Annotated in this window: 16 protein-coding genes; 12 read left to right on the forward strand and 4 right to left on the reverse strand. The window is 35.1% G+C overall.

What is annotated here, in order from left to right:
• Positions 1 to 174 precede the first annotated feature (174 nt).
• The 12 genes from DNC80_RS03515 (at position 175) to DNC80_RS03570 (ending at position 18272) form a co-directional block, all read left to right on the forward strand.
• A complete protein-coding gene (locus tag DNC80_RS03515; RefSeq protein WP_182649265.1) occupies positions 175 to 3303 on the forward strand; it encodes a TonB-dependent receptor in 3129 nt (1042 codons plus the stop codon).
• 12 nt (positions 3304 to 3315) lie between these two features.
• On the forward strand, positions 3316 to 4827 hold the full coding sequence (locus DNC80_RS03520; protein WP_182649267.1) for a RagB/SusD family nutrient uptake outer membrane protein: 1512 nt from the start codon (positions 3316 to 3318) through the stop codon (positions 4825 to 4827).
• Between the two features lie 18 nt (positions 4828 to 4845).
• On the forward strand, positions 4846 to 5712 hold the full coding sequence (locus DNC80_RS03525; RefSeq protein ID WP_182649268.1) for a hypothetical protein: 867 nt from the start codon (positions 4846 to 4848) through the stop codon (positions 5710 to 5712).
• A gap of 123 nt (positions 5713 to 5835) precedes the next feature.
• The gene (locus DNC80_RS03530; RefSeq protein WP_182649270.1) at positions 5836 to 6900 is read left to right on the forward strand and encodes a family 16 glycosylhydrolase; all 1065 of its coding nucleotides are present in this window, start codon (positions 5836 to 5838) and stop codon (positions 6898 to 6900) included.
• A gap of 82 nt (positions 6901 to 6982) precedes the next feature.
• Entirely contained in the window at positions 6983 to 7825 is an 843-nt protein-coding gene (locus tag DNC80_RS03535; protein ID WP_182649271.1) for an endonuclease/exonuclease/phosphatase family protein, read from the forward strand.
• A gap of 3 nt (positions 7826 to 7828) precedes the next feature.
• On the forward strand, positions 7829 to 9283 hold the full coding sequence (locus DNC80_RS03540; RefSeq protein WP_182649273.1) for a glycoside hydrolase family 30 beta sandwich domain-containing protein: 1455 nt from the start codon (positions 7829 to 7831) through the stop codon (positions 9281 to 9283).
• Between the two features lie 37 nt (positions 9284 to 9320).
• A complete protein-coding gene (locus DNC80_RS03545) occupies positions 9321 to 10778 on the forward strand; it encodes a glycoside hydrolase family 30 beta sandwich domain-containing protein (protein ID WP_182649275.1) in 1458 nt (485 codons plus the stop codon).
• A 507-nt stretch (positions 10779 to 11285) separates the two neighbouring features.
• Positions 11286 to 13505 (forward strand): beta-glucosidase BglX, encoded by a 2220-nt coding sequence (gene bglX / locus DNC80_RS03550; protein ID WP_182649277.1) that lies wholly within the window; start codon positions 11286 to 11288, stop codon positions 13503 to 13505.
• A 14-nt stretch (positions 13506 to 13519) separates the two neighbouring features.
• Positions 13520 to 14431: a sialate O-acetylesterase gene (locus DNC80_RS03555; RefSeq protein ID WP_182649279.1), complete on the forward strand. Its 912-nt coding sequence runs from the start codon at positions 13520 to 13522 to the stop codon at positions 14429 to 14431.
• Positions 14432 to 14816: 385 nt separating this feature from the next.
• Positions 14817 to 15179, forward strand: coding sequence for a BlaI/MecI/CopY family transcriptional regulator (locus DNC80_RS03560; protein ID WP_182649281.1), 363 nt, complete (start codon positions 14817 to 14819; stop codon positions 15177 to 15179).
• On the forward strand, positions 15176 to 17260 hold the full coding sequence (locus tag DNC80_RS03565) for a M56 family metallopeptidase (protein ID WP_182649283.1): 2085 nt from the start codon (positions 15176 to 15178) through the stop codon (positions 17258 to 17260). Before DNC80_RS03560 ends, DNC80_RS03565 begins: the two co-directional genes overlap by 4 nt.
• Before the next feature lie 448 nt (positions 17261 to 17708).
• Positions 17709 to 18272 carry a sialate O-acetylesterase gene (locus DNC80_RS03570; RefSeq protein WP_182649284.1) on the forward strand — a complete coding sequence of 188 codons (564 nt, stop codon included), beginning with the start codon at positions 17709 to 17711 and terminating at the stop codon, positions 18270 to 18272.
• A 168-nt stretch (positions 18273 to 18440) separates the two neighbouring features.
• Here the strand turns inward: DNC80_RS03570 and DNC80_RS03575 are convergent, their stop codons facing one another.
• The 4 genes from DNC80_RS03575 to DNC80_RS03590 form a co-directional block, all read right to left on the reverse strand.
• Entirely contained in the window at positions 18441 to 19880 is a 1440-nt protein-coding gene (locus DNC80_RS03575; protein WP_182649286.1) for an NAD(P)/FAD-dependent oxidoreductase, read from the reverse strand.
• A gap of 80 nt (positions 19881 to 19960) precedes the next feature.
• Positions 19961 to 20893 carry a transglutaminase gene (locus DNC80_RS03580; protein WP_182649288.1) on the reverse strand — a complete coding sequence of 311 codons (933 nt, stop codon included), beginning with the start codon at positions 20891 to 20893 and terminating at the stop codon, positions 19961 to 19963.
• A 21-nt stretch (positions 20894 to 20914) separates the two neighbouring features.
• Positions 20915 to 21766 (reverse strand): substrate-binding domain-containing protein, encoded by an 852-nt coding sequence (locus DNC80_RS03585; protein WP_182649290.1) that lies wholly within the window; start codon positions 21764 to 21766, stop codon positions 20915 to 20917.
• Positions 21766 to 22293 carry a GNAT family N-acetyltransferase gene (locus tag DNC80_RS03590; RefSeq protein WP_182649292.1) on the reverse strand — a complete coding sequence of 176 codons (528 nt, stop codon included), beginning with the start codon at positions 22291 to 22293 and terminating at the stop codon, positions 21766 to 21768. The genes DNC80_RS03585 and DNC80_RS03590 overlap by 1 nt, the downstream gene beginning before the upstream one ends.
• Positions 22294 to 22318 lie beyond the last annotated feature (25 nt).

The following is a 22318-nucleotide window of genomic DNA, read 5'->3' on the forward strand; positions in this document are numbered from 1 at the left end:
TTTTAAAGTTTTAATTTATTTAAAATCAAGTATTTAATATTTTTTTGATAATATTTTGTAATACTAGTATGGTATTGATGATGTGATTTTGTAGTGATTCTAAATTCTGAATTCCGAAATTTAAAACATAATATTGTATCAAATAACCAACGTATAACCAAAATAATCAGAAAAATGAAATTATTAAAAACATTTATTTTTTGTATTTCATCAATCTTATTCTCACTACACGTGCATGCACAGGAAGCATCCGTTATGGGGAAAGTGATTGATGATAAGGGGATGCCAATTCCAGGGGCAACCATAGTATTAAAAGGAACATCTACATCTGTTACATCAGATTTTGATGGGGGGTTTCAAATAAAAGCTCCAAAAGATGGAGTTTTAACAATTAGTTTTATAGGCTATAAAACTGTTGAGACTTTTATTAATGGTCAAACAGCAGTACAGGTAAAAATGTATGAATCATCACAAGATCTAAATGAAGTTGTGGTAGTAGGATACGGTACCCAAAAGAAGGTTTTGTTAACTGGAGCAATATCTGGAATTAAAGCTGCTCAGCTAAAAGATTTACCTATTAGCAGAGTAGAACAAGCTTTACAAGGTAGAGTTTCTGGAGTTACTATAGCTGCAAATGCTGGACAGCCAGGGTCTTCTTCAACAATTCGTGTAAGGGGTATTACTTCAATTGGTAATAATGATCCTCTTTGGGTAGTTGATGGTGTTGTAGTTGACAATGGAGGTATTGGTTATTTAAACCAAGCAGATATTGAAACTATGGATGTTTTAAAAGATGCTGCATCTCAAGCAATTTATGGCGCACGTGCTGCAGCGGGAGTAATTCTTATTACTACAAAAAAAGGGAAATCAGGTAAAATGAGTGTGTCTTATAATGGATATACTGGTTTTTCTCAAGCGGCTAGAAAGCTAGATTTACTTGATGCTAATCAGTACACTACATTAATGAACGAGCGTTATGCTAATGGTTACGTTCAATCACCTAACAATCCTTATATACTTCCTTATTCATCTACTACGGCATACGGAAAAGGAACTAATTGGCAAGATGCTATTTTTAATGACAGTGCATTGCGTACTGGACATGAATTAAGTTTAAGCGGTGGAAATGATGTTTCTACTTTTTATTTGTCTTTTGGATTATTAGATCAAGAAGGAATTGTTGCGTCACAAATTTCTAATTACAATAGAAAGAATATTCGTTTAAATTCTACTCACAAAATTTTAAAAGGATTGACTTTTGGTCAAACATTAGGGTACTCTCATGAGAAAAATATCGGATTAGGGAATACAAATAGTGAATTTGGTGGACCTTTAAGTTCGGCAATTAATCTTGATCCTACTACGCCACTTGTAGTTACTGATCCCGTAGAGGCTAATCTTTACCCGTATGTAAATCAAACAGGGATTTTTAGAGATTCAAATGGAAATCCATATGGAATATCTCAGGTTGTAGGTCAGGAAATGAGTAATCCACTGGCATATACTCAATCTAGATTAGGAAATTATGGATGGTCTGATAATTTTGTTGGAAATGCATATTTAGAGCTGGAAGTGATCAAAGGATTAAAGGTTAAAAGTACCGTGGGTGGTAAATTAGCATATTGGGGTTCAGAAAGTTTTAATCCTGTATCGTACTTTAACTCTTCTACTATAAATTCAGTAAACAGTCTGAGTAGAGGAAGTAATAAAGGTTTTGGATGGAATGTTGAAAATACAATTACGTACAACAAAAAGATTGGCGAACATAATTTTACGGTTTTGGTTGGTCAGGGCGCTTATGTTGATAATATTTCCTCTGGAACTTATGTAACTTATAAAAATATTCCTGCTAATAATTTTGACGATGCCTCCTTTGGTTATGGTGCTGTAAAAGATGATATTACTGCAGGTGCGTATAATGGTTATGAACACATTGTGACATCTTTGTTTGCTAGAGCGACTTATGATTATAAAGAAAAATATTTATTTACTGGGAATATTCGTCGTGATGGTTCATCTCGTTTTGGAGCTAACAACAAATATGGTGTTTTTCCATCATTCTCTTTAGGTTGGGTTCCAACAAATGAAGATTTTTGGCCAAAGAACAAAGTCTTAACAAGCCTAAAACTTAGAGGTGGTTATGGAATTGTGGGGAGTGATGCTATAGGTGATTTTAAATATCTAGCTACTATCAGTGGTGGAAGAAACTACACTGTAGGTAACCAAGGTTCAGTTGTAATAGGGAATAGTCCAAATGCTCCAGCCAACCCTGATTTAAAATGGGAAGAAACCAGCCAAGGGAACATTGGATTAGATGCAATATTTTTCAATGGTCTTAACTTTGCAATAGATTTTTACAATAAAAAGACTACTGGAATGCTTCAAGATATTAAGCTTCCTGGTTATGTAGGAACTACTGGAAATCCTTCTGCAAATATTGCTGACATGGAAAACAAGGGTGTCGATATCGAATTAGGGTATAGAAAAAAAATTGGACAAGTTAATTTTAAATTAGGAGGTAACATTTCCTATGTTGAAAATAAAGTAACTTTTTTAGGTAATGATATTAAATTCATTGATGGAAACGCTTCATTTCAAAGTATGGGTACTATTACCAGAACACAAGTTGGTCATCCCATAAATTCATTTTACGGTTATAAAACACAAGGAATTTTTCAGAATCAAAATGAGGTTAATGCGTATACAAATGCTTCTGGAGGTTTAGTGCAACCGAATGCTAAGCCAGGAGATTTTAGATGGCAAGACACAAATGCTGATGGGAAGATTACAGATGATGATAAAACATTCATCGGAAATTCACTTCCAAAATTTACTTATGGTATTACATTAAATGTAGATTTCAAAAATTTCGATTTAGTAGTATTTACGCAAGGGGCTGTTGGAAATAAAATTTTCCAAGGATTGAGAAGATTAGATGTTGTAAATGCTAATTATCAAACGTCTGCTTTAGGACGCTGGAATGGAGAAGGAACTAGTAATTCTTATCCAAGATTAACAACAGCAGACGGCAATAAAAACTTCACAAATGCATCTGATTTTTATTTAGAAGATGGTGATTACTTACGATTTAAAACGATACAATTTGGCTATAACTTACCGAGTGAGAAAATTGGTAAAATAGGATTATCAAAAACTAGAATCTATGTAACAGGTGAAAACTTGTTCACATTTACTAAATACACAGGTTATGATCCTGAAATTGGGGGTGGTGTAATTGGTGTTGATAAAGGATATTATCCACAGGCAAAATCATTTATGCTCGGAATTAATTTACAATTTTAAAAAATAAAAGTTATGAAATTTAAAAATATAAAATATTTAGGTATTGCAGTTAGTTTACTTTTTACAGCGGGAGCCTGTAATGAAGAATTCTTATATGTTGATCCTAAGGGTCTTGAATTAGTTGAGAATTATTATAAAAACGAAAATCAAGCATACTCTGGATTAATCGCTGTTTATGACATTATAGGCAAACAATCTAAAGGGTTTGATAATATGATCTGTATGATGAATGCAGGTTCTGATGATTTTTTTGCTGGTGGTGGTAACGTTGGAGATGGAGTAGGAATTCATGCATTTGATAATTATACTTTAGATCAAATCAATATGCCAGAAAGCTTTTGGAGTGATTTCTACCAAGGAATTTCACGTGCTAATATTTTAATAGAGAAATTACCAGGAACTAATATGGATGCTGATAAAAAAGCACGCTTTGTAGCAGAGGCTAAAGCACTTCGAGCGTATTATTATTTTGAGTTAGTGCGTACTTTCAAAAATATTCCTTTGATTTTAAAACCTGTTTCACCATCAGAAACTTATAATATAGTACAAGTTTCATCAGGTGTGGTTTATGCTCAAATCGAGAAAGATTTAATAGAAGCGAAAGCCGTTTTACCTAATAAGTTGGTAGATATTAAAACTGAAGCAGGTCGTCTAACTAAGGGTTCTGTTCAAGCTTTATTAGGTAAAGTGTACTTGTATGAAAATAAAAATAATCTAGCTGCAACTGAACTTGCAGAAGTAAATGGTACGCCAGGAGGCACAAGTGCTTATGGATATAAATTATTAGACAAGTTTGCAGACCTATGGAAAATTAGCAATAAATTTAATTCAGAAGCCATTATTGAAATTATGCATACAGACAAAAGTGATGCTGATTGGGGATTCTGGGGTAGTGGTGCCGATGAAGGAAATAGTATAAATATTATGGTAGGTCCTCGTGGCTACGAAAAAAAGACTGCTCTTGCTCCAGACTACGTTTCTGGATGGAGTTTCAATACAGTGACACCAGCTTTATATAATGTTTTAAAAGGTGATCCTCGTTTTGATGCAACAATAATAGATATGAAAGCATTGGATGCCGCAGGTGATGCTAAATGGAAACCCCATTATCAAGACACAGGATATTTTTTGAAAAAATTTGCACCGTTAAACTCTGATACTTCAACAGGAGGAGGAGCAACAGCCTTGAATTACAAACAGGATGTTTATGCTATCCGTTTAGCCGATACTTATTTAATGGAGGCAGAGGCGCTTGGCGGAACAGGAGCCAGAGCACAAGCATTATTAGATGCGGTTAGAGCGAGAGTAGGATTAGCATCTGTGCCAGTTTCTATTGATGCCATTATGTTAGAAAGAAGAAAAGAACTAGCAGGTGAAGGACATCGCTGGTTTGATTTAGTGCGTACAGGAAAAGCAGCTACAGCTCTTGCTGATAAAGGGTTTGTGGCTGGTAAAAATGAAATTTGGCCAATACCTTACAGTAACTTACCGAACACCAAAATCGTTCAAAATCCTAAATACTAATTATTAAAATGAAATTTTATGAACTTACATATAATTAAAAAGAAGGGAATTGTACTAATGTTTGCTATTGCTGCCATAGTAAATTTCACAAGTTGTCAGCCCGAGGACTCGTTTACTAACAATGGCTTAACTCCAACAACTGTTGATGCATCATTTAAAGTTACACCAGTTGAAGGTAAAACTAATGTATATAATATTGTAGCACAACCAAAAGGAGTGTTAAGATCTATTTGGGATACAGGTTCAGGATTTGCTGATGGGAAAATGAATTTTGAAATTTCATTACCAGACGCTGGAACTTATACTATCTCTCATAAAGCTATAGGTGCTGGCGGTGCAACAGCTTTAGCAACGCAAAATATAATTGTAGCAACCTCAGATCCAGTGAAAGGGAATATCCTTAAAGGAGGAAGATTAACTAATAGTGAGGATTGGTCTAAATGGACAGTTACAAATCCAGCTTCTAGTGCCAGTATAACTTTTGGCAGCGGTTCGGCTACTTTGACAGCTACTGGATGGGCTGGTAACGGAATATATCAGGCAATTAATGTTGTTGCAGGTAAAAAATACGTAATTGACATGCTTACTTCTTCAACAACAGGAGGCAGTAATACTTGGTTCGAAGTGTATTGCGGTTATGCTGCACCAGTTACTGGAACAGATTATTCCGAAGGAGGAAAATTAAGAGCTTTAAGTACTTGGGACGGTTGTGCAACAGCTGCTTTTTCAGGAAAAATTTCAGCTGTAGGCTGTAAGGCTGAAAACAATTTAGGAATATTCACTGCTACTAAAACAGGTACAGCATACCTTGTAATAAGAGGCGGTGGTGAAGATATGAAGGCCGGTATTAAAATTCAAGATATTGAAATGAGACTGTCAATGTAGTAGTTTTAAATTAAAGAAATTAATTTTTAGTTAAGTTTTAGTTAGGTTGAGTTTGTAGAATGGTCCATTCTCTATGATTATGGGCCATTTCTTTAATGTAATGTTTTAACGAATAGTGAAAAAATGAAAAAATATTTTTCTAAAATTAATTTGATTATTGTACTGAACTGCTTTCTGTTTATTTCCTGTAGTGGTTCAAATTCAGAAGAACCTATTGTTGATCAAAAACCAGCAAATCTAAAAGTAACAGCCACAATTGTTGGTGCCAATGATCAAAATCCAAACGGAGATGGAAGTGGCATGGTAAATTTTAATTTAACTGCAACAAACGCTACATCTTATAAAATAGTTTTAGGAAATGGAGAAACAAAGGAAATAACAAACGGAAGCTTTTCTTACACCTATACTGCATCGGGTACTACTACTTATACTTTATATGTGTCTGCTTATAATGCTGGTAAATTTGTTAGCAAATCATTATCTATTACAGTTTTAGTAGAGCCTAAGTTGATATGGTCTGATGAGTTTAACACTGATGGTGCACCTGATGCAAGTAAATGGACTTTCCAAATTTGGGATCCAGAGAGAGTTAACAACGAACTACAGTCCTATACCAATCGTTCTGAAAATGCAATTGTTCAAGGCGGTGTTTTAAAAATAAAAGCCATCAGAGAAAAATACGGAAAGGGCGACTTCACTTCTGGAAGATTAGAATCCAATGGAAAATTCGATTTTACGTATGGCAAAGTAGTAATCCGGGCAAAATTGCCTACTGGCGTTGGGACCTGGCCTGCTGTTTGGATGCTTGGTAGTAATATAGGTAGTGTTGGATGGCCTGCATGTGGGGAAATAGATATTTTAGAATCTGTTGGAAAAGAGTTGAATGTCAATCATTCATCTTTACACTCTCCTGGACGTTCCGGAGCAACTCCAGATACAGGAACCATAAAAGTACCTAATGATAATACTGAATTTCATGTTTACACGGCTGATTGGACAGCAAGTTATATAAAGTTTTATGTAGATGATAAGTTGTTTTACACTTTTGCAAATTCAGATAAATTCCCATTCAATAAGAACTTTTATCTAATTGTAAACTTAGCAATGGGAGGCATTTGGGGAGGTCCTGTAGATCCTGGTTTTACCTCTTCTACTTTGGAAGTGGATTATATAAGGGTTTATAATTAGAGAAGTAGTTTTGTGTTTTTTACTTTAAATAACTGATTTACGTATTAATAAATAAATGATTAATTCCTAAATAATATAAACAATGTCTAAAAAGAATGTAGCAGTTATAGTTTGTTTTTGTTTGGCAAGTCTGTTTTCGAATGCTCAGACTCTAAAAATTATGACCTATAATATTCGTCTAGATATTGACTCTGACAAAGAGAATGACTGGACGCACAGAAAAGATTTTTTTAATGGGCAGATTCGATTTTATGCACCCGATATTTTTGGAATTCAGGAAGCAAAACCCAATCAGGTATTGGATATAGCAACTGCACTTCCACAATACAGTTATGTTGGGATTGGAAGAGACGGAGTAGGAAAAGGAGAATCGTCGAATATTTTTTATGCCAAAGAAATATTTAAAGTAATCGAATCCAATACATTTTGGCTATCGGCAACACCAGAATCCATTTCAATGGGATGGGACGCAGCTTGCAACCGAGTTTGTTCGTATGCACTTTTAAAAAACAAACAAACAAATAATATGATTTGGGTCTTTAATACCCATTTAGATCATATAGGTGAAGAAGCTAGAACCAAAGGATTAGAACTAATACTTTCGAAAATAGAGAAATTAAATACGAATAAATATCCCGTTGTTTTGATGGGTGATTTTAATTCAGAACCAGAAACAGAGCGGATTATTGAGTTAAAAAAAATAATGAATGACGCCAAAACCATTTCGAAAGAAAAACCTTTTGGGCCGTATGGAACTTTTAATAATTTTAAATACAACGAAGCATCAACACATTTGATTGATTACATTTTTTTATCAAAAAGCAACGCTATTACTGTTCAAAAATATGCTGTTTTATCGGATGCTAAAGACTTAAAATACCCATCAGATCATTTCCCTGTTTTTATCGAAATTAATTACAAATAAACAATGAGAAAAATACATCAAATAGGAAAGCTATTTTTTATAATAGCTTTTTCAGCCATGAACATTAGTTGTTCCTCTTCAAATGAAGGAGGGGATTCACCAACTCCTCCGCCAACTCCGGTAGTAAAGAATGAAGTTGATTTTTGGTTGACTAAAGGGAATCAATCGGTTCTTTTGCAAAAGCAAACCAATATTTTAGCTTTTGGAAGTAAAGCAAATATTTATCAGAATATTGAAATTAACGATACTCAAAAGTATCAAACCGTGGATGGTTTTGGGTTTACATTGACTGGAGGTAGTGCGCAAGTGATCAATCAGTTAACTGCTCAAAAAAAGAAAGACTTATTACAGGAATTATTTGGTTCTAGTGATGCTTCAATTGGACTGAGTTACTTAAGAATTAGTATTGGTGCATCTGATTTGAATGCAGCTCCTTTTACTTATGACGATATGCCATCAGGTCAAACAGATGTTAGTTTGACTAATTTTAGTCTGGCTCCTGATATGACAGATTTGATTCCGTTGTTGAAAGAAATTTTGGCAATCAATCCGAATATTAAAATAATGGGATCACCATGGACCGCACCACTTTGGATGAAAGACAATTCAAATTTTGTGGGTGGTAGTCTACAGCCTAAATATTATGATGTATATGCTCAGTATTTTGTAAAATTCATTCAAAAAATGAAAGGGGAAGGAATTGTAATTGATGCGATTACTCCCCAAAATGAACCTTTACACGGCGGTAACAATCCGAGTATGGTAATGACTGCCTTACAGCAGGCCGATTTTATAAAAAACAACTTAGGTCCAGCATTTAAATCAAACAACATTGCAACAAAGATTATTACTTATGACCATAATTGTGATAATCCCCAGTATCCAATAACAATCTTAAAAGACGCTGTAGCTTACCCTTTTGTAACTGGTTCTGCATTTCATTTATATGGAGGTGATATCAGCTCACTTACAACCGTTCATGATGCATTTCCAAATAAGGATGTTTATTTCACAGAGCAATACACTTCATCTACAGGATCATTTGATGGAGATTTAAAGTGGCAAGTAAAAAATGTAATTATAGGTTCCATGCGAAATTGGAGTAAAAATGCATTACAATGGAATCTTGCTAATGACGGTACTTTTGGTCCTCATACACAAGGAGGATGCACAACGTGTAAGGGAGCAATAACGATAAACAGTACCGAATCATTAACCCGTAATGTTGGTTATTACATAGCAGCTCATGCTTCTAAGTTCGTGCCTGCGGGTTCTGTTAGAATTGGTAGTGCTATTGTAGGCAATTTACAAAATGTGGCTTTTAAAACTCCTGAAGGAAAAAAAGTCCTATTGGTTCTTAACGAAGGAAGTGCTCCAGAATTATTTAATATTAAATACAATGGGAAATGGATTACTACTTCACTAGAAGCAGGAGCAGTAGGGACATACATCTGGTAATAAAGTATCTATAAAATTAATTTTCACTATTTAAATTATGAAAAAAATAACTGCCACGTTAGTGGTGCTATCCTCATTTTTTGTTTTTGCGCAGCAAAAAAGTAAATCAAAAAATCAAAATTTTAGTTCAATTGGCAAAACAGTTACGGTTTATACTACAGCTGAAAGTACTAATTTAAGATTAACAAAAACGGCTAATCTCACGTTTTCAGAATTAATTCAGCCTACCGAAACACAGATTTGTGTTTTTGTAAATCCAGAGAAAACGTTTCAATCATTTCTAGGAATAGGAGGTGCAGTTACGGATGCCAGTGCCGAAGTTTTTGCCAAATTATCGAGTGACAAAAAGCAAGAATTATTGAATGCATATTACAGTCAGGACAAAGGAATTGGATATTCTTTGATGCGAACCACAATTCACAGTTCGGATTTTGCTTCTGGGAGTTATACCTACGTAAAGGAAGGCGATACTGAATTGAAAACTTTTTCTATAGAACATGATAGAGAATTTAAAATTCCACTGATCAAAAAAGCAACAGAGACAGCTGGCGGAAAAATGACTTTATACGCAAGTCCATGGAGCCCTCCCGCTTTTATGAAAAGTAATAAACGCATGCTCAAAGGCGGGACACTTTTGCCAGAGTATTTCCAGTCTTGGGCAACGTATTATACCAAGTTTGTAAAAGCCTATGAAAAAGAAGGGATTCCAATTTGGGGTATTTCAATACAAAATGAGCCAATGGCAGTTCAAACTTGGGAATCCTGTGTGTTTACTGCTGAAGCTGAGCGGGATTTCTTAAAGAATTTTCTTGGTCCAACAATGAAAAAAGAAGGCTTAGGAGCTAAAAAAATAATAGTTTGGGACCACAATCGAGATTTGATGGTGCAACGTGCCAATTCTATTTTTGGAGATCCAGAAGCGGCAAAATATGCTTGGGGAATGGGATTCCATTGGTACGAAACTTGGGCGGGTGGTTCCCCAATGTTTGATAATGTAGCCCGAGTACATGAAGCATATCCTGATAAAAACTTGCTGTTTACCGAAGGTTGTGTAGAAAAATTTGATGCCAAAAATTACCAACTATGGGCCAATGGCGAGCGTTATGGAAATTCTATGATAAATGATTTTAATAACGGAACTGTGGGCTGGACTGACTGGAATATTCTTTTGGATGAAAAAGGTGGACCCAATCATGTAGGAAATTTTTGTTTTGCACCCATTCATGCTGACACTACAACGGGTGAATTAATTTTTACACCATCGTATTACTATATTGGACATTTTTCAAAATTCATTCGTCCAGAAGCCAAACGGGTGAGCACTGCAGTAAGCAGAAGCAGTTTGTTGAGTACTTCATTTTTAAATAAAGACGGGAAAATGGTAACTGTCGTAATGAATCAAAGTCAAGCTAGTGTAATTTACAATTTGTGTGTAGGAACGCAAGCTACCGAGATTACTATTTTGCCAAATGCCATTCAGACATTGGTTTATTAAGGTAACAGATAAATCTTTTTCTTTAAGGCTAAATATTTTCAGTATTGGATTTATTGATGTCTGGTTGAAAAGTGACTTTTTTTGATATAAATCCTTTTGTATAATCTTTAACTATTAGTAACCAACAAAAACCATGAAGGTTCGTTGTTGCACTCTAAGTTAACTAGTATGGCGGGAATTCAATAACCTATCACAACAAATCATACATACTATAATACTTGCATAAAACTCCCGGAGATCTAGAAAAAGATGCTGCAATATCTAATTACGATGCTTTAAAACCATCGCTCTGGGAGCAAATGCAAATTCAAAGTTGAAGTGTAATAGCAAAATGTTTTCTATTTATTTCCTAACAAGCTACATTCAAAAAAATATAGTTCTAAAACAAAGAATCAATAAAATTCGCCTTCAATTCGCTGAGGGACTTTTTAATCTTGATTTTTTGGAGTTTAAAAAAGAAGCTAAGGCATAGTAGCGATTTGGCTCATTTCCATTAAAATATTTATAATGAAGAAAACAATAACATTAGCAATACTATTCTTCTCTGTTTTTGCCTTTTCACAGCAACAAACCACAGACCAGAAAGTGGAAATTTTGCTAAAGAAAATGACGCTCGAAGAGAAAATTGGACAACTCAACCAATACTCAGGAGACAATTCCGCAACCGGACCTATTACCATTAATTCCAATAAGAAAAGTGAAATTAAAAAAGGATTAATTGGTTCGATGTTGAATATTTTAGGAACGAAATATACGCGGCAATACCAAGAATTAGCAATGCAATCCCGATTAAAAATTCCTTTGCTTTTTGGTCAAGACGTGATTCATGGATACAAAACAACTTTCCCTATTCCGCTGGCCGAAGCGGCAAGTTGGGATTTAACTGCAATAGAACTTTCAGCCAGAATAGCGGCGACCGAAGCTGCTGCCTCAGGAATTCACTGGACATTTGCGCCAATGGTGGATATTTCCCGCGACCCGCGTTGGGGCAGAGTGATGGAAGGCGCTGGAGAAGATACCTATTTGGGTTCCAAAATTGCCTATGCCAGAGTCAAAGGATTTCAAGGCAATTTGGGCGATGTGAATTCGGTTATGGCCTGTGTCAAACATTTTGCGGCTTATGGAGCGGCGGTTGGCGGACGCGATTACAACTCGGTTGACATGAGCAATAGAATGCTTTGGGAGACTTATTTACCGCCTTTCAAAGCCGCTCTGGATGCGGGCGCTGCCACTTTCATGAATTCGTTCAACGACCTTAACGGAATACCAGCGAGTGGAAATGTGTATCTGCTTAGAGATATATTGAAAGGGAAATGGAATTTTCAAGGATTCGTGGTTTCAGATTGGGGTTCCATAGGCGAAATGGTAAATCACGGTTATGTAAAAGACAACAAAGAAGCAGCTCTAGCCTCGATAACTGCCGGAAGTGATATGGATATGGAAAGCAATGCCTACCGTTATCATTTGGAACAATTGGTAAAAGAAAATAAAGTGCCAGTTGCCTTAATTGACGATGCCATAAAAAGAATTTTGCGGAAGAAATTTGAATTGGGACTTTTTGATGATCCCTATAAATTTTGTAATCCAGAAAGGGAGCAAAGAGAATTAAATAATCCCGAACATACCAAAGCGGCTAGAGAAATAGCTGCCAAAAGTATTGTTCTCTTGAAAAATGAAAGAGATGTTTTGCCACTTTCCAAAGGATTAAAAACGATCGCTTTTATCGGGCCAATGGTAAAATCCAAAAGAGACAATCACGGATTTTGGGCTGTTGATTTAAAAGAGGTGGATTCGACTTATATCGTTTCACAATGGGCAGGCTTGGAGAATAAAGTAGGTAAAAGAACCAAAATTTTATATGCCAAAGGTTGCGGAGTAGAAAGCAAAAGCAAAGAAGGTTTTGCAGATGCTTTATTAGTTGCCAGCCAAGCCGAGGTGATTATTTTGAGTATTGGAGAAAATTTCAATAAAAGCGGGGAAGCCAAAAGCAAAAGCAACCTGCAATTACCCGGAGTTCAGGAAGATCTAATCAAAGAACTCCAAAAAACGGGTAAGCCAATAGTGATTTTGATAAATGCGGGAAGACCACTCGTTTTTGACTGGATTGCCGATAATATGCCAACTATTGTGTACACTTGGTGGCTTGGTTCTGAGGCGGGAAATGCCATTGCCGATGTTCTTTTTGGAGATTACAACCCTTCTGGAAAATTACCAATGTCATTCCCAAGAACCGAAGGACAGATTCCAATTTATTACAATAATTTCAATACAGGAAGGCCTTCTATTAATGAAGATAAAGTGTATAAATCGTCTTATATTGATTTGCCCAATTCTCCAAAATTCCCATTTGGATTCGGATTGAGTTATACGACTTTCGAATATTCGGATTTGAAATTGTCTAAAAAATCAATGAAGAAAAGTGAATCCATTACGGTTTCGGTAAACATAAGAAATTCGGGAAGCGTGAAAGGGGAAGAAGTGGTTCAGCTGTATTTGAGAGACAAAGTGGGCTCGGTAGTGCGTCCGATAATCGAGCTGAAAGATTTTCAAAAAATCAGTTTGAACCGCGGTGAGACCAAAACCATTCAGTTTACGATTGATAATCAAAAGCTGTCGTTTTATAATAATGCATTGGAATTCGGTTCAGAACCGGGTGATTTCGATCTGATGATTGGGTCGTCTTCGGCAGATATCCGTTTGAGAGACAGTTTTGAATTGGTAAAATAATTTAAATAATTTATATGAAATATATTTTAATGTTTTTTCTAGTGCCTTTTTTGCTTTTGGCACAAACCAAAAAAGATACCATCAGAGTATTTTATTTGGGAGGTCAGTCGAATATGCAGGGGTATGGGTATGAAAAAGAGCTACCCGATTCTTTAAATAAAAAAAATAAAAATGTTTTTATTTACCAAGGAAATCCTGTCGGAGATAATGATGCAACTGGAGGTTTAGGAAAGTGGGATGTGCTTCAGGCAGGGAACGGAACTGGTTTTGCTTCGGATGGAAAAAACAATACACTTTCGGATCGATTTGGTGTTGAGCTTTCGTTTGCAAAAAAACTGCAAGAATTATATTCAAACCAAAAACTCGCAATTATAAAATATGCTAGAAATGGATCATCGATTGACAGTAGCGGGACTGCCTATTTTGGTGCTTGGGAGCCTGATTTTAGAGCAGGAAAAGGAATCAATCAATACGATTATTTTCTAAGAACAGTCAACAATGCCATGGCTGTACAAGACATTAACGGTGATGGAGTTGAAGATGTTTTGATTCCAAGCGGTATTATTTGGATGCAAGGAGAAAGTGATTCCGATAAAACAGAACGGGTAGCCAATCAATATTATGCAAATTTAAAAAGGTTGATGGAACTCATGCGAGCGACTTTTAGAAACAATGATTTGCCAATAGTCATCGGAAAAATATCCGATTCAGGTGATGATGTCGATGGAAAAGTTTGGGGTTTTGGAGAATTGGTGCAATATGGACAAGAAAAATTTGCAATAACCGAACCCAATGTAGCAATTGTAAGGAGTACTAGCGGTTATAAATATTCAGATAAATACCATTATAAAAGTGACGGTTATATTGATTTGGGAAAAGAATTTGCAAAGGCAGTTTTTCTTCTGAATAAAAATAGATCCCAATAAAACCAGAGGAGAATATTTGAATTGACAGCGTATCAAAGACATTAGATTTTAATTTTTAGAAAACATGCTTTAAGTTCTAAAAAAAGTTAAAATTAGGATTAACTGTTCGTTTGCAGTCCCTAATAATTCACAATTTTAAAAAATTACCTAGTACAAGCCGATAAATTTAAAAATTTATTGGCTTTTTCATTTTGGATAATTTGTAAAGCATTCATCGATAGCTACAAGCACGGGCAAGACACAACTTCGTTGAGCTTGAAAAATAGTATCCAAATCACTTCTTGTCTTAATTTGCTCTAAATACTAACTATTTAGTTAAAGTATTAATAAATTAGTTTTGTTACTAATTAATTAGTAGTTATATTTGCTGAAATATTTTTATACTATGATAAAATTAGCTAAACGCGAGGAACAGATTATGCAAGTCTTTTGGGATTTGAAAAAAGGCTTTATTAGAGATATAATTCCATTGCTGCCAGACCCGAAACCGCATTACAATAGTGTAGCAACAATTGTCAAGATTCTTAAAGAAAAAGGATTTTTGAATCATGAAACAACAGGGAATATGCATTGTTTTTTTCCGATTATCAGCAGGGAAGCATATCAGCAGTTTGCACTTAAGGATGTTGTCAGCCAATATTTTGATAATTCGTATCCTAGAATGCTCGCTTTTTTTGCCAAAGAGCAAAAGCTTACTGAAAAGGAACTGGATGAAATTGTAAACATCATTAAAAAAGACAACGTATGATACCATATATTTTGTACACAGCCCTAATTCTTTCTGCTTGCCTTTTGTTTTATAAATTGCTTTTACAGAAAGAAACTTTTTTCCAATTAAACAGATTTGTCTTGCTTGCTTGTATGGTTTTGGCTTTTATTGTGCCATTGCTTCCTATTCCGCAGCAATTATCCTTGCGAAAAGTTGCAGTACAAACACACGTTCCTCTGGCGAAAGCGGCTGCTGACAAAAGTCAAATTATTGCGCTAAAAGGACCGGCAGTGCAGGAGGTTATTGTCGAACGAGCCAAAAAGACCTTTGATGTCGGCTCATTGCTACAATGGCTGGTGTATTTGTATTGGTTTGGTGTACTGCTATTTGGTCTTAACTTTTTAATGCAGGCTTGTGTGTTGCTGTACAGAGCGTATTTTTTATCTTCAATTCAGGACGGGAAATTCCGCATTGTTGAAATCACTGGTGACAAAGCTCCTTGTTCATTTGCCAATACTATTTTTATCAATCCCGAGAAGTACGAGTGGGAAACGTACAATCAGATTTTGCTACATGAAAAAATTCATATTGAGCAAAAACATACTATTGATTTATTGCTTGCCGAAGCCGTTATTATTTTTCAGTGGTTTAATCCTTTTGCTTGGCAATTGCGAAAAGCATTAGAAAGTAATCTTGAATTTTTGACTGATAATGAAATGCTACAACAGGAAACTGTTGAAAAAGAGAGCTATCAGTTTAGCCTGCTCAAAGTGGCGGCGCCCCATTTTCCGTTGAGTCTTACAACTAACTATAATCAATCATTAATCAAAAAACGAATCATTATGATGAATTCAAAAAAATCAAACGTACACACAACTTGGAAATATTTTTTCCTATTGCCTTTATTGGTTTTGTTTGCATGCCTTTTTAATCAGCCAGTAGCGCAAGGTCAAACAACAAATTTAAATGAAATACCCAAAATGCAATCAAACATTCAAAACGGGATGGATACCGCAGGCAGTTGGTTTGCCGTTATCAAAGGGACTACTGTAAATATTCAATTTAGGAATGATGATGGTGATACTTCCTCAACTACTTTTCAGTTGAATGAATTAACAGGATTTACAAAGGAAATGAAAGGCGAGTTTGCAATAACACGCGAAGCAGGAACCATGAAATTCGAAGGGAAATTTGAAGGTAACAATGGAATGGGAAGCTATAACTTTATAGCCAATAAAAATTTCAATACCGCGATGGCTCAAGAAGGAGTTGCAGTTGCAGATGAAAGTGACCTCATGGCTTTTTTTATGGTAAACGTGAAAATTTCTTATGTAAAAATGCTTAAGAAAAACGGATACAAGAACGTTGATAAGGATCAGTTGATTCCGTTGGCTGCATTAGGTGCAAATGAGGAATATATTATTTCTATTAAACAAGCTGATATTCCTGATCTTGATTTGGAGGACTTGATTCCTTTTAAATCAATGGGGATTGATAAAGCGTTCATCGACGAAATTCGTCAGGCTGGCTATAAAAATATTTCTGCTGATAATATTATTGCTTTAAAATCTCAAGGAATTAATGGCCAATTCATTACCGATTTTCATAATTCAACTAATCGTAATGCCGATGATGAAACTGGGGATGACGTTATTGCATTTAAATCAATGAATATCGATGCGGCATTTGTGGATTCTTTTAAAGCTATTGGGTATACTAATCTTTCTAACAATGACCTTATGGCTTTGAAATCTTTAAATATTACCCCAAATTACATCAGTGAGTTTGAAAAATTGGGTTACAAAAATATCAAAATAGATGATCTATTTGCTTTGAAATCGCTTAATGTTACCTCAAAATACATCAGTGATTTTGGAAAAGCGGGTTTCAATAACATTAAGATAGACGATTTAGTTGCCATGAAATCACAAAATATAACTTCTGATTTAATCAAGGAATACAAAAATATAGGGTTCAACAACTTGACTATAGATGATGTTATTGGTGCTAAAGCTATGGGAGTTTCGCCATCTTTTATAAAATCGATGAAAGAAAAGGGACATAATTTTAAAACTCTTGAAAAATATATAGAATTTAAAGCTGTTGTTGGTGTCAATTAAATCTATTAAACAAGAGTTTCTTTGCTGCAACGGACTGGATATAAAAAATTAAGACAGCATTTTTAAGTTGTAAGACTACATTCAACTAGACCCAAACCGAAAGGAATGGGTCTTTTTTTTGTTTAGGTACTATTTTGAATATTTTATATGAGCAAACAAAATATCAAAGAAATGCCAATCTAAAACTTTACAGCTTATTTTTAAATAACTAAAGATTTGTCTACTATTGGAAAAATATTTAAATAATTTGGGAATCAGTTACAATACTCAATACATTTGAAGCATGAATAAGAAAAAGTGCTTTCAAAATGCTTAATTATCGCTAGAGAATTCTGCTTGGTAAAGCATTATTCAATTCAGAAATAGTTTAATTGTAGACTCTAAATTAACCTAATAGAAACGGAGCCTTTCTTGTCATGGAAGGTTTTTTATATTGAAAAAACAAAAAATGATGCTTAAAAAATATGCTAGAAATGGATCATCGATTGACAGTAGCGGGACTGCCTATTTTGGTGCTTGGGAGCCTGATTTTAGAGCAGGAAAGGGAATCAATCAATACGATTATTTTCTGAAAACGGTCAACAATGCCATGGCTGTACAAGACATAAACGGAGATGGAGTTGAAGATGTTTTGATTCCAAGTGGTATTATTTGGATGCAAGGAGAGAGTGATGCCGATAAAACAGAACTGGTAGCCAATCAATATTATGCAAATTTGAAAAGGTTGATGGAACTTATGCGAGCGACTTTTAGAAACAATGATTTACCAATAGTCATTGGGAAAATATCAGATTCCGATGATGATGTCGATGGAAAAGTTTGGGATTTTGGAGAATTGGTGCAGTATGGGCAAGAAAAATTTGCAGCAACCGAATCCAATGTAGCAATTGTAAGGAGTACTAACGGTTATAAATATTCAGATAAATACCATTATAAAAGTGACGGTTATATTGATTTGGGAAAAGAATTTGCAAAGGCAGTTTTTCTTTTGAATAAAAAGAAATCCCAATAAAACTAGAGGCGAATCTTTTAATAGAATGTTTGATTATAGTCCCTGACATTTCAAAAGATAAACTCCATTAGAAATAATGGAGTTTTTTTATTTTTCATTTGGTTTTTTTTTAATTCCAATAAACTATAAAAATAGAAAGTCCTCACTGTACTAAAAAAACAAATCTATTTATCTATTCAAACATCTTCCCCTTGGTTCATCACCCTCATGAAGCACAATTTCGGAATGTAAAAACTGCGCTGCAGCTGCAGAGTCATTTACTTTTGTAGCGCTACGTTCTAACATTTCTAATTCAAACTCGGTTAATATACTTTCCCTTATTCCAACTTTTCTCCATTGCGATAATGGCCTGCATCCTCTTATTATTACGCGAGCCAAATAAAGTGCATCAAGTAAAGCTTGATTCGCACCTTGACCTTTAAATGGACTCATAGGATGAGCTGCATCTCCAATTAAGGTTACTGGTCCGGCTTTCGCCAAAATCTCCGACTTAAGTAATTCTCGGTCATATACAGGATAGCCAGAAATCTGAGCTTCTGGTGTTGCTAGTAAAATTTGAGGAATAGGATTATGCCACAGTGTTCTACGACACGCTTCTTCTTTTAATGCTTGAGCTCCTTGAGCACTCAAAGCCTTAGCTTCTTCTTCGGGCATTGGGAAACTCAATTGCCACATTACCGAGTCTGAATCATAAGGCATAACATAGATTCGTTCTTTGCCATTGGCAGTTTGAAATACAGTAGCCGAATCAAGTAGCGGACTATCGAGACCTTCAAGGGTTTTTAAAGGGCAAATACCTAATATTACAATACAACCGAGATAGCGTAAAGTACTACTATCATCACCAATAAGTAACCTCCGTACAGAACTACGAATTCCATCGGCCCCAACGACAAGATCTGCTTTATAGCTTTTTATTTTTCCATCCACTTGAAAGTTTAAATCGACACTTTCATCTTTACATATTTTAAAATCTGTTAATTGGTGACCCCAATGTATTGTATCATGCCCGCCTAACTGCTCCAAAAGTGCTAAGCGCAAAGATTGTCGTGCAATATGAATGTTGGTGCGTTTTTGAAAAGTTTTAGCATCCGATTGTATCCATTTTCTAATTCCCCATTCGCCAATAACTGTTCCATCAATCGTGTGAACTACATGTCTTGTTGAAACTATTCCTTCATTTAATGAAATGATTCCCAAGCCTTCAATAGCTTTGCTAGCTTGTTGCAAAGTAAGCCCGTAGCCTTGAGATCTGGCTTCAAAGTTGTTATCGCGTTCAAATATTGTAAAAGGAATTCCACGATGTAAACAAGCAACAGCAAGAGCAACTCCACCAATACCACCGCCAATAATGGCAACATGTGGGTAATTTTCTTTGTCTGCTTTTGGTGGATGTAACGTTTTAACTAAGCCAGATCCGCTGCAGTGTGAGCAAGCATACAAGTGTCCTTTGGGTGGTGTTGGAGCTGGTTTAACTTGATTGTTTTTGTTAAAAACCTCTAGTTCAAGTAAATATTTATTTCGGACTTTCTTACTTAGCCCTTTACTTTTTTTACCACGTCCTTTACATTCGAGACAAAGAGTCCAATATGTTCTTGTGTTTTCCACTATTGTTGTTGCTTTTTTTACTGAAAGAAATTACACTTTTGATTTTACTAATTTTAAAGAATTACAAAAAAGATGTTTGTTTAATCTAATGTCAAGGCTCCCAAAATTTCTTCTGACAAAAAGGGTCCACCCGGATATTGAGCAGTATAATCTAAGTTCATCCAAATTTGTCCTCGTTCGTCAACGTGATAATGTAATTTTTGACTGGCACTTTCCTTAGGGAAAAGGATATTCTTGATTAAAAAATTTACTTTTTCTAAATCGGCTTCAGTTCCAATTAAAATTTCTGGATAAATGTGTCCTGTCGTGTGTATCAGTCGTGGTGTTCCACCAATGGATTTGATAGTTGCTGCCATTAAAATAGAATGATCGTCACAATCTCCTGAAAAATAAAGCAAAGATTCTGATGCAGTTGCAATGTAATCACGCGCTTTTGGGTCGCTTACGTAATTCCAACGGCTATTAATTTCTTTAAAAACGGCAAAACATTGAATAATGGTTCTGTAATCTGAGTAGCCTTTTAGTCCTTTAAAATGCTTATTCGTGGCCATTAAGGCAAAATTTCTAATTTTTGGATTTTGATATTCTATTGCGTTGACAATTTTTGATTTGTTTGGAAACGGAAGCAACTTAGCAATAATAATGTCTTGGGGATACGGATTATCAGACATGGTGTAAAGCATGGAATTGTAATCGTCATAAACACTATTAAAACCATAATTACCAATAGTAGAACCGTAAATTAAAGCAAGTAGGTAAACAAATATACAAAGTATGATAATGGTACGTAATAACCTTAAAATTAACTGAATTATTACGACCATAACGATAAAAATCACTACGCGATCAATGTTCAAAAACCAATTGGGATTAATTAAGTTTTGATGTAAAATGATAAAAAGTGGAATAGCAATTAATACATTCAGTACAAAAATAATAACATCGTCCCAAGGTTTTTTGACCTGAAAACGATGTTTAATTCTCTGAAAATTAATTTCCTTTTTTTGTATCATAGTTACAATAAAAACAGTTTCCTATACTGTTTTTACAATGCCCTCAAAAGTACCTTTTTTATCAATAATTCCGAGTTCAAAAAGTTGATTTTGAACTTTGTTTAACATTTCAGGTTCTAATCCTTTTTGAGACCAACGCGTTAATCGCAACCACTCTTGAATATCTTCTATTTTTTGATAGTAGGCTTGAGCCAAGGTTTTGTCAATGCTTGGTATATCTTTGAATTCTTGAGTGGTTTGATTGATGATTTCTAATACTTTCTTTACAGTTTCGGGTTGTTCTAGCAGTATTTCGTCGCGAACTGCAATTACAAAGCACGGCCAAGGAGTAGGGCAATCTGCAACTCGTCTGAAAATGCCTTTGTCTACTATTGGTTTGGTCATAAAACGTTCCCACATAAAATAATCTGCGGTTCCGTTTGTTAAGGCTTCAACAGCCCCGTCGATGGTATTTACAATTTCAAATTGTAAAATAGTTGTATCCCAATTTTGATTATTTGCGTTTACGTAAGCCATCAATTGCGAACCAGAACCCAATCGGGAAATTGCAACTTTAGCGTTTTCTAAATCTGCTAAGGTTTGAAAACTTGAATTAGCAGCAACATGAATTCCCCAAATTAAGGGACTTTCAACATATACTTGCACTATTTTACTCGGATTTCCAGCCGTAATGTCTTTTACAATTCCTTCTGTAAGGATAACTGCAATATCAGTTTCACCATCCCGAAGCATTTGACACATTTTTCCAGTTCCCTCAGGAACATCAGTCCATTGCAAGTCTATATTTTCGTTTTCAAAATCGCCATTTTCAATGGCCAAATGCCAAGGCAAATTAAAGTGTTCTGGAACTCCTGCTATTTTTATAGTTTTCATTATAGATTGGGATTTTCTAATTCGTACCAATTCCAAGAAACGCCGTCTTCTAAATAGGTTTCGGTCATTTCTAGTCCAATTTTTTGTAAAATTCGATTTGAGGCGATGTTATCTGTATGTGCAGCTGCTTCCATTAAAGGTATTTTTATTGTATTAAAACCATAGTCTAACCACGCAAAACTAGCTTCGCTGGCGTACCCTTTCCCCCAGAATTTTTCATCTAAGCGATACCCAATGTCGAAAAAATTGATTTTGTTATTGACCATTTCCGTATTGAATTTGAGTCCAGCCCAACCAATAAGTTCTTGACTCTCTTTTAAAATAATTACAAAGCGTCCGATATTATTCTGTATGTACTGCTTTTGAACAGACTCAATAGTAGCGTAGACTTCGCTAATATCATTTACGGGTTTGTTCCAAAGGTATTGATGCACATTAGGATTGCGATCCATTTCGAATAAAGCTTCAGCATCTGAAATTTTCATTTCTCTTAAAAATAATCGGTCAGTTTCTAGAATTAAGTCCATGATAAATTAATTTGAAGTCCTGAGT

This window comes from Flavobacterium sp. SOK18b (assembly GCF_014156605.1).
GTDB classification, from domain to species: domain Bacteria; phylum Bacteroidota; class Bacteroidia; order Flavobacteriales; family Flavobacteriaceae; genus Flavobacterium; species Flavobacterium tiangeerense.

Coding starts and splice junctions, on each gene's coding strand:
- DNC80_RS03530 (WP_182649270.1), top strand. CDS start 5,836: ATGAAAAAATATTTTTCTAAAATTAATTTGATTATTGTACTGAACTGC.
- DNC80_RS03555 (WP_182649279.1), top strand. CDS start 13,520: ATGAAATATATTTTAATGTTTTTTCTAGTGCCTTTTTTGCTTTTGGCA.
- DNC80_RS03520 (WP_182649267.1), top strand. CDS start 3,316: ATGAAATTTAAAAATATAAAATATTTAGGTATTGCAGTTAGTTTACTT.
- DNC80_RS03560 (WP_182649281.1), top strand. CDS start 14,817: ATGATAAAATTAGCTAAACGCGAGGAACAGATTATGCAAGTCTTTTGG.
- DNC80_RS03570 (WP_182649284.1), top strand. CDS start 17,709: ATGATGCTTAAAAAATATGCTAGAAATGGATCATCGATTGACAGTAGC.
- DNC80_RS03565 (WP_182649283.1), top strand. CDS start 15,176: ATGATACCATATATTTTGTACACAGCCCTAATTCTTTCTGCTTGCCTT.
- DNC80_RS03580 (WP_182649288.1), bottom strand. CDS start 20,893: ATGATACAAAAAAAGGAAATTAATTTTCAGAGAATTAAACATCGTTTT.
- DNC80_RS03540 (WP_182649273.1), top strand. CDS start 7,829: ATGAGAAAAATACATCAAATAGGAAAGCTATTTTTTATAATAGCTTTT.
- DNC80_RS03545 (WP_182649275.1), top strand. CDS start 9,321: ATGAAAAAAATAACTGCCACGTTAGTGGTGCTATCCTCATTTTTTGTT.
- DNC80_RS03535 (WP_182649271.1), top strand. CDS start 6,983: ATGTCTAAAAAGAATGTAGCAGTTATAGTTTGTTTTTGTTTGGCAAGT.
- bglX (WP_182649277.1), top strand. CDS start 11,286: ATGAAGAAAACAATAACATTAGCAATACTATTCTTCTCTGTTTTTGCC.
- DNC80_RS03525 (WP_182649268.1), top strand. CDS start 4,846: ATGAACTTACATATAATTAAAAAGAAGGGAATTGTACTAATGTTTGCT.
- DNC80_RS03590 (WP_182649292.1), bottom strand. CDS start 22,293: ATGGACTTAATTCTAGAAACTGACCGATTATTTTTAAGAGAAATGAAA.
- DNC80_RS03515 (WP_182649265.1), top strand. CDS start 175: ATGAAATTATTAAAAACATTTATTTTTTGTATTTCATCAATCTTATTC.
- DNC80_RS03585 (WP_182649290.1), bottom strand. CDS start 21,766: ATGAAAACTATAAAAATAGCAGGAGTTCCAGAACACTTTAATTTGCCT.